Annotated in this window: 7 protein-coding genes; 2 read left to right on the plus strand and 5 right to left on the minus strand. The window is 37.2% G+C overall.

The window, feature by feature from the left end:
- Position 1 precedes the first annotated feature (1 nt).
- From E0Y80_RS16505 to E0Y80_RS16515, 3 genes are read right to left on the minus strand one after another with little or no spacing between them, the layout of a single operon-like run.
- Positions 2 to 802 carry a PH domain-containing protein gene (locus E0Y80_RS16505; RefSeq protein WP_156308783.1) on the minus strand — a complete coding sequence of 267 codons (801 nt, stop codon included), beginning with the start codon at positions 800 to 802 and terminating at the stop codon, positions 2 to 4.
- Between the two features lie 34 nt (positions 803 to 836).
- Positions 837 to 1,502, minus strand: a complete 666-nt coding sequence (rsmI, locus tag E0Y80_RS16510; protein ID WP_156308784.1) for a 16S rRNA (cytidine(1402)-2'-O)-methyltransferase — start codon at positions 1,500 to 1,502, stop codon at positions 837 to 839.
- A gap of 20 nt (positions 1,503 to 1,522) precedes the next feature.
- Positions 1,523 to 1,966, minus strand: a complete 444-nt coding sequence (locus tag E0Y80_RS16515) for an acyl-CoA thioesterase (RefSeq protein WP_156308785.1) — start codon at positions 1,964 to 1,966, stop codon at positions 1,523 to 1,525.
- 279 nt (positions 1,967 to 2,245) lie between these two features.
- On the opposite strand from E0Y80_RS16515, the gene E0Y80_RS16520 reads away from it, so the two are divergent.
- Positions 2,246 to 5,032, plus strand: a complete 2,787-nt coding sequence (locus tag E0Y80_RS16520) for a TonB-dependent receptor (RefSeq protein ID WP_156308786.1) — start codon at positions 2,246 to 2,248, stop codon at positions 5,030 to 5,032.
- A gap of 11 nt (positions 5,033 to 5,043) precedes the next feature.
- On the plus strand, positions 5,044 to 6,099 hold the full coding sequence (locus E0Y80_RS16525) for a phytase (protein WP_156308787.1): 1,056 nt from the start codon (positions 5,044 to 5,046) through the stop codon (positions 6,097 to 6,099).
- A 51-nt stretch (positions 6,100 to 6,150) separates the two neighbouring features.
- Here the strand turns inward: E0Y80_RS16525 and E0Y80_RS16530 are convergent, their stop codons facing one another.
- Positions 6,151 to 7,848: a fimbrillin family protein gene (locus tag E0Y80_RS16530; protein WP_156308788.1), complete on the minus strand. Its 1,698-nt coding sequence runs from the start codon at positions 7,846 to 7,848 to the stop codon at positions 6,151 to 6,153.
- Between the two features lie 48 nt (positions 7,849 to 7,896).
- On the minus strand, positions 7,897 to 8,118 hold the full coding sequence (locus E0Y80_RS16535; protein WP_156308789.1) for a hypothetical protein: 222 nt from the start codon (positions 8,116 to 8,118) through the stop codon (positions 7,897 to 7,899).
- Positions 8,119 to 8,441: the final 323 nt, after the last annotated feature.

The following is an 8,441-nucleotide window of genomic DNA, read 5'->3' on the forward strand; positions in this document are numbered from 1 at the left end:
TTTACAATTGGCTCAATATTTCGGCCTTCTTTGTTTCATACTCCGATTGAGTAATTAGCTGCTTGTCGTATAAATTTTTAAGTTTTTTAAGCTTTAATGTAATTTCATCGTCCTCTTCCGTTTTACTTACCTCTGGCAAACTTGTTGTCGGCGGAGTTGTAGGTGTTGTTGGACGTGGAGTATCAAATCCTTGAAACTCTGGTTTCGGATTTTGTGGCTGTTGATTTTGCTGAGCAAATGTTGAGTTCAAACTCGGTCTCTCCTCAAATCTAGGCCTTTCTTCAAATTTTGGCTTCTCCTCAATAATAGGAGGAACCTCTTTCTCAATTTCCTTAGCCGCAGGAGCATTAAATACAGGCTTGTTTTCGATGACAACCTTATTCTCCTTAGCTTCTGTTTTTTGATTCTGTAAGTTTGATAAAGCATCTTTTATCAATTGATACAGTTTTCTTGCCTGTGTTTTTGGAATATAATCTATCGTTAAATTTTCCCCAGTAAAAGGAATGACGGTAACTTTGGAGCCAAAAATCTCTTCTTTAAAGGCAATATCTTTTATATCCTTCCAAGGGAAAATTTCAAAATTAGTGGCCAATCCTAATTTTGTGAACTCACAAAGGAAAATTCTTTTATTACTTACCGTAATGCTGTCCGGTAAAAGGTTAACAGCAGGTTTTTTCTGTAAGGCGATATAGTTTATGGATTCTCCAGGAGTCAACATATCTAAAATCTTCCCATGGATTTTTTCCACTACTTTAGTGTCCTGTCCATCCTGAACATATTTGTCGATTTGATAATTTTCCATTGATCTGGGTATTTACTTCTTCAATATTATTTATTTACTCATGTCCTGCAACGCAGCATACAAATTCACCTTTAATAGGATTTGCTTCAAAATGAGCTTTAATTTCTGATAAGGTGCCTCTTACTGTTTCTTCATACAATTTACTGATCTCCCTTGAAATTGAAGCTTGTCGTTCTTCGCCAAATGTGAGAATAAATTCATCAATTGTCTTCAAAATTCGGTGCGGAGATTCGTAAAAAATCATGGTGCGTTTCTCTTCTGCCAATGATTTAAGTCGAGTTTGCCTTCCTTTTTTAACCGGTAAAAACCCTTCAAAACAGAACCGGTCATTTGGTAAACCTGAATTGACCAAGGCCGGAACAAATGCAGTCGCACCTGGCAAACATTGTACATCCAATCCCTCTTTAATGGTCTCTCGAACCAATAAAAATCCAGGATCTGAAATTGCCGGTGTGCCCGCATCTGAAATTAAGGCAATCTGATTCCCTTCCTTCATCAGCCTGATAATTTCCTGAACTGCTTTATGTTCATTATGCTGATGATGGGCAAATACTTTCTTATCGATTCCGAAATGCTTCAATAAGGGAGCACTTGTCCTGGTATCTTCGGCTAAAATGATATCAACCTGTTTGAGGACATTGATTGCCCGAAAGGTCATGTCTTCCAAATTGCCGATGGGGGTGGGAACGATATATAACATATGCCAAAGATAGGGATAAACTAAGAATCTATTTCAGTATAATCATCCGACTTAGGGATTTTGCGTAGAATGTCCTGCCATTCATCCGGAATCTTCGTCAATTTACGCTCTATAATATTCATCCAGGCACCATCTACTACCACCACGGCTGCCTTTATTCCATTTTCCTTGTATATTTCATGACGGAATGAAAACCTTGAATTCTGAACATTATACTTAGTAATCACAACACTCACCTTGATTCGTTCGTCTAAACCAATTTCCCTCAAATAATTTAATTCTTCACGAAATAATATTGGACCAATTTTACGCTTATTGAACTCTTCTAAGGATAGACCCAATTGATTTAACATGTTACTGCGGGCCTGCGCGCAAAAATCTGCATAAGCCGAATGTCTTAAATGAACGTTTGCGTCTATTTGAGACCAAAGTACCTGACCTTCATAAAAAATGTTACTTTCCATTCCTTCTCTACTAATTATATCGTTAAAAATAAAAAAAAATACAATGCATTGCCTATGCCAATATTAGCCATTCTACTGTTAATAAATTGTTGCTTTTTTTAGTTAATGACGCTTTTTATTCTCCAAAAAGCAAGATTAATAATAGTTATAAATTAAATTTTTAATGAATAATTATTATATTTCAATAAATATTCTATCAAGTTAACGAATTGATAATACAGAGTTAATAGTCGAGTTACTTACTATAAATATTTTTGCGAAAATATAAATATTAACTCCATGAGATTAACTTTACTATTATTAACCAATTTGATTTGCTTGATTTCCTATGGTCAGACTACCGTCTTAAAAGGGAAAATTATGGACAGCAAAGACAATTTTTCGTTGCCGGGGGCAACGCTCAGAATTGAAGAAGGTAACAAGTTTACCGTTTCTGATGCGAATGGGAACTTTGAATTCTTAAATCTTCCCGCAGGTACTTATACGCTAAACGTAGATTATTTAGGGTACCAACATTATTCTCAAACCATCAAAACTACTACCGAGGCCATCGAAATTTTCCTGGATCCTGCAAGTAAAGCTTTGGATGAAATTCAAATTATTGGAGATATTGCTAAAGGGCAGGCGAAAGCACTGAACCAACAAAAAAACAACAGCAATATCTCGAATATCATTTCATCTGACCAAGTCGGCCGTTTCCCTGATCAAAATATCGGTGATGCCCTCAAAAGGGTTCCTGGTATCACCATGCAGAATGACCAAGGTGAAGCTAGAAACATTATCGTCCGTGGTCTTTCCCCTGAACTGAATTCCGTAACATTAAACGGTGATCGTATCCCTTCCGCTGAAGGTGATAACCGTAATGTGCAGATGGATTTAATTCCCTCGGATATGATTTCATCCATCGAAGTTAATAAAACTTTAACCCCAGATATGGATGCGGATGCAATCGGTGGTAGTGTCAATTTAATTACCAGGGCTGCGCCTAATAAACAGCGTATTTCTGCTACATTGAGTGGTGGTTATTCGCCGGTTAGGAAAAAAGGGATCTACAACGGATCATTAATTTATGGTAACCGTTTTATGGATAATAGAATGGGTCTGGTACTAAGCGGAACCATGCAAACTAATGATTTCGGCTCCAATAATATTGAAGCGGAATGGGATAAAGATGAAAACAATGTCTTTTTGAAAGAAATGCAGATCCGTAAATATGATGTTGCACGGATCCGTAGAAGTATTTCTGCTGCTTGGGATTATGATTTCAATGCGCGCAATAGAATCGCGTTAAATGCCATGTATAATTGGCGTGATGACCGCGAAAATCGTTTTGCAACTACTTTCTCCGATCTTGAATATGACGAAAAAGCGAAAACCTATGTTGGCGAGATTGAGCATGAAACCAAAGGTGGTATAGACAATAACCGCAATAAAAACCGCCGTCTGGAACGTCAGTCTGTATTGAATTTCTCTATGCAGGGTGAACATATTCTAACTCCTATTTTGGATATGGATTGGGCTGCTTCCTATTCAAGAGCTTCAGAATGGCGTCCCAATGAAAGATATATCTCTTATGTTCAAGAAGGTGCTCCGGTAAGCGTGGACATAAAAGATCCTTATTTGCCGTTTGTAAGCAACCCAGGTAATGACTTGTCTAAATTTGAACTTAAAGATATTACTGAAAACGAAAACAATACTTCTGAAGATGAAGTGGGCGCGAAATTAAACTTCCGCCTTCCTTTGACTGTAATAAGTGGCCAAAAAGGTAGAATCCGCTTTGGTGGACGAATGAGATTGAAAACGAAAGAAAGAGATAATAATTTCTTCGTATATGAACCTTCTTCAGGATTTGATAATATGGCAAAATTGCCATTGAAAACGTGGGATGCTAAGGATTGGGATCAAGGTCAAAAATATGCACCAGGTACATTTGTCGATGCAAAATATTTAGGACAACTTAATCTATCCGATAAATCTAAGTTTAAAGAAGATTCTAAGCCAAAGGAATTCCTTTCTGAAAATTACCGTGCTAAAGAGCAGATCTTTGCGGGATACCTTCGATGGGACCAAAATATCACAGAAAAGACAGCATTGATTCTTGGAGCCCGCGTTGAACATACTCGAATTGACTATGTGGGTAATAATGTCGTAGATGAAAAAAAATTAGAAGGCGAAATCAATAATAAGAATAATTATACCAATATCCTTCCTGGTATCACATTAAAGCATAACTTCTCTGACAACTTTGTTCTGCGTGCAGCCGTAACAACAAGTTTAGCGAGACCAAATTATTATGCCCTTGCCCCTTATGTAAATTCAAAAATTGAGGATAGAGAACTTTTTGCGGGTAATCCAAACCTAAAAGCTACCTATTCAACAAACTATGATGTGATGCTAGAACATTACTTCAAAAATGTAGGGATTATCTCCGGGGGTGCTTTCTATAAGAATTTGAAAAACTTTATCTATATGTACAATGATAGAATGTTCAAGAATTCACAATTCTCACAACTATTTCCTGCATTAAATAATCCAATTAAAGATGGTGATACATGGAAATTTTCTCAATACAGAAATGGAGATAAAGTAGACGTTTATGGATTTGAAGTAGCTTTCCAAAGGCAGTTAGATTTTCTACCGGGAAAATTCTTGCAAGGCTTGGCAATCTATACGAACTATACATTTACCAAGTCAAAAGCAAAAGGGATAGCAAGTGAAGATGGAGTGATGCGTGAAGGTCTGGGTCTTCCAAGAACTGCTCCACATATGTTGAATGGATCTTTGTCATGGGAAAACAACAAGTTCTCTGCTCGCGTTTCAGCAAACTATACTGCAGCTTACTTAGATGAAATCGGTGATGATTCTTTTACAGATGCATACTATGATAAGCAGTTCTTCCTAGATGCAAATGCAGCTTATAAGATTACAAAATCCTTGCGAATTTTCGCTGAAGCAAACAATTTAACCAACCAACCTTTGCGTTACTACCAAGGTGAGGTTCAAAGATTGCGTCAATTAGAATATTATAAACCACGTTATACACTAGGTCTTAAATTTGACCTTTAAAAATCAAATCAATGAAAAAACAATTTATCATATTTAGTTTAGCTGCTGTAGTTCTTTACTCATGTAAAGACAAACTGGCTCCGGTAGCAGAGAATGCACTAAAACCTACAGTTACAACAGAGGTGGTGCCAAATGACACGGACGATCCTGCAATTTGGGTTAATCCAGCTGATAGTTCTCAGGTTATTGTAATCGGGACGGACAAACATGAAAAAACCGGTGGTCTTTATGCCTATGATATGGATGGAAAGATCATCAATAAGGTAGTGCCATTAGATCGTCCTAATAATGTAGATATTGCTTATGGATTTAATCTTGCAGGTAAAAAAGTGGATATCGCAGTCGTTACCGAACGCGGAACTGACAAAATTAGGGTATTCAGCCTGCCTGATCTGAAGCCTTTGGATAATGGTGGTATTCCTGTTTTTGATGGTGAAGTTGAAAAATCCCCAATGGGTGTTGCTCTTTATACGCAATCCGATTCAACCGGAAACAAAATTTATGCTGTAGTCGGTAGAAAAACTGGACCAACCGGAAAATACTTGTATCAATATGAGCTACAGGATAAGGATGGTGTAATCATTGGTAATAAGGTTCGCGAATTCGGAAGTTTCCAAGGTGGCAAAGAAATCGAAGCAATCGTGGTTGACAATGAGTTAGGATATATCTATTATTCGGATGAAGGTTTTGGAATCCATAAATACTATGCTGATCCGGCAAAAGGAAATGAAGAGCTGGCAATCTTCGGCCAAAATGATTTTAAAGATGATCATGAAGGCATTGCAATTTATAAAACTTCTGATAGCACGGGTTATATCGTTGCGTCAAATCAACAGAACAATTCCTTCAATATATATCCAAGGGAAGGTGATGCTGGAAATGCAAATCAATATACAAGAATTGCTGAAGTTCCTGTATCGGCAGTAGAATGTGATGGCGTTGAGGCGATCTCTATGCCAATTGGCACCAAATTCCCAAAAGGAATGGTCGTGGCAATGAGCAATGGAATGGTTTTCCATTATTATGATTGGCAACAATTTCTCGATATTATAGAAGCAAAAAAATAAGGTTTATTAATTCTATGAAGGGGCCACGAAATATTTCGTGGCTCTTTTGTTTTATTTTCTAACACATCGGACATTGGCTCCACGTCCATCCAGGAATTCATTAACCGCTAGAAATACGTTGTCATCTAATCCATGAGGTTTAAATTTGGTCACTAGAAATTCGGAAGTGTCCGAGCTGCGAAAATATCCTTCATCTCCATATTGATTAAATGGGTTGCTTGAATCCCAATGCTTATAAAAGAATGCTTTTAAGGTCCTATTGTGGGCTCGGTATCCTGCTGCAGTAAATTTTAGGTCACGATGGGCATATTGCGCTCCCATTTCCGGCGCTACATTTTTCCAGGCTACATACCAGCCTTTGTTTTCCGGCTGAGGGTTTCTAACTCTGATACTGGCATGCGAAGAGGAGATAAGGTTGGTAAATTCTGTTTCTGTCGGCAATCTCCAGGTTCCCTTTGGGTAGACTGAATCACAGGGATCCCAAATTCTGGCAGATGCCTGAATTTCCCCTACAGGTGGCTTCGTGTCAAAATAATCCCGCTCCAAAAAATTGTTCATGCCTCCAGAAATATTCTTAACAAAGTAGCTGTTGTACCAGAACCTATACTTATTCCCTTTGTCATTTTTAAAGTACGTTAAATTGCATCTCGCCCATTTCGCCCCTGCAAAATCTATGGCAGATTCCTTTACGCGAATCGTAAGGGTATACCGTCTTCCTGCTTCTGCTGTAAATGTTGGAAATTGAATATGGCCACTTGCAAAATCCCGTGTAATCCTATAATCTGTATTTTGCGGTGCATCTGGATTTACAGCATAACTTCGTATCCTGAAATTCTTTAACGTCGCTTGAAGATCAATAGGCTCTCCATTCGCTACAGTCAATAAATCAATATATTTTACCCAACCCGTTGGAATGGTATCTGCAACTTTGTCGGTCCATGTGTTTTTGCTAAATGAAGACGCATCCGAGCTGGACGAAAAACTGCCCCCTAAAACTGAAAATACCCCATTGTGTAACCCACTTATTGTTCCGGTTCCCGGAATATCAAGTGTTGCATAATCAATAGATGAAAATGCGCCTCGGGTATTGAGCTCTATGCGGATGGTTGATACCATCCTTTTGAAGGTTATTCCAACCTTATTATTGCCTTCTGGATCATTCGAGGTCGTCAGTTCACCAGAGGTATATAATAAATCAGAGCCAATGCCCGATTCCGAGGAAAGGATATTTAATTGTGGGTTGTTGGGATCAAAATCTGGAATCGAAGCACTGCTATTGAAGGAATAAGCGAACCATTTATAGGTTCTATTTCTATAAACACGAATGTTTAGTAGGGAATTGACACTTCCTTTTGCTTGCCCATAATAGCTGCCTAGCTGCCCGTCGGCCTTTGTGTCGTATAGAACAAAAAGGTATTGATGGCTTCCATCCATTGGGACAACAGAAATTGTTGATCGCAAAGGAATTTTCTGAACTCTCTCCGATACAATGAGGTCCAGATCATAATCCTGCATTTTTAAATCCTCCTGAATAAGATAATGCATAGCTGAATTTGGCTCCCCAAAACTATTTAATGAACGGGTTGATGATTTGCTAGTAATTTCTCGAGGAATGATTTCATTGATCCCCTGAATGCTGACTGTTAATCCTGTTTTTGTAAAATCTTCATCCGGTTTTTTCTTACAATTACTAAAAAGTATAAAGAACAATCCAGCCATAAAGTAAAATATGCTAATTGCATTTTTCATGACAATTTTTTTAAGAATTATAACGTACAATCAATTTGTATCCTTCCATTAAAATTCAATATCATAAGTGCTTCCCGAATGATCTTTCCAATCTTCAACTTTTGGGCTGTCGCTTGGATTGCCACCACTACTCATATTTGAGGAAGTTATGGCTATATCAAATTCAATATGAATAACCTGAACATCAATTTTTGGTGAAATATATTTTTTCTTCGTTCTTTTAGTATTTTTCTTTTGATAATCTTCTTTATTTAAAAATTGATCCCTCATGACTAATCTCTGATTTTAAAAATATTGAATAAAGGATAAGTATGGGTAGTATCAGTTATTCAAATTAACCTATATATGGAAAGATGATTAATATAATCAAATATATAAAATTTTAATTAATATTAAAATAAAATATATCTTAATAAGAAAATACAATGAGTTGTCGTGAATGCCCATACTTTGAGGAAAGACAAGGCTCTAATGTCTTATGTCTTATGTATCTTTTCTCCCTGTTTCTTCTTAAAAATGGTTACTTCATCTTGCGATGAAGAATGACCGGAATTTAGTGGGGGATAAGGGGGCGATTTTGGGGTATTTTTTTT

The sequence above is a fragment of the Sphingobacterium endophyticum genome (assembly GCF_009733535.1).
GTDB classification, from domain to species: domain Bacteria; phylum Bacteroidota; class Bacteroidia; order Sphingobacteriales; family Sphingobacteriaceae; genus Sphingobacterium; species Sphingobacterium endophyticum.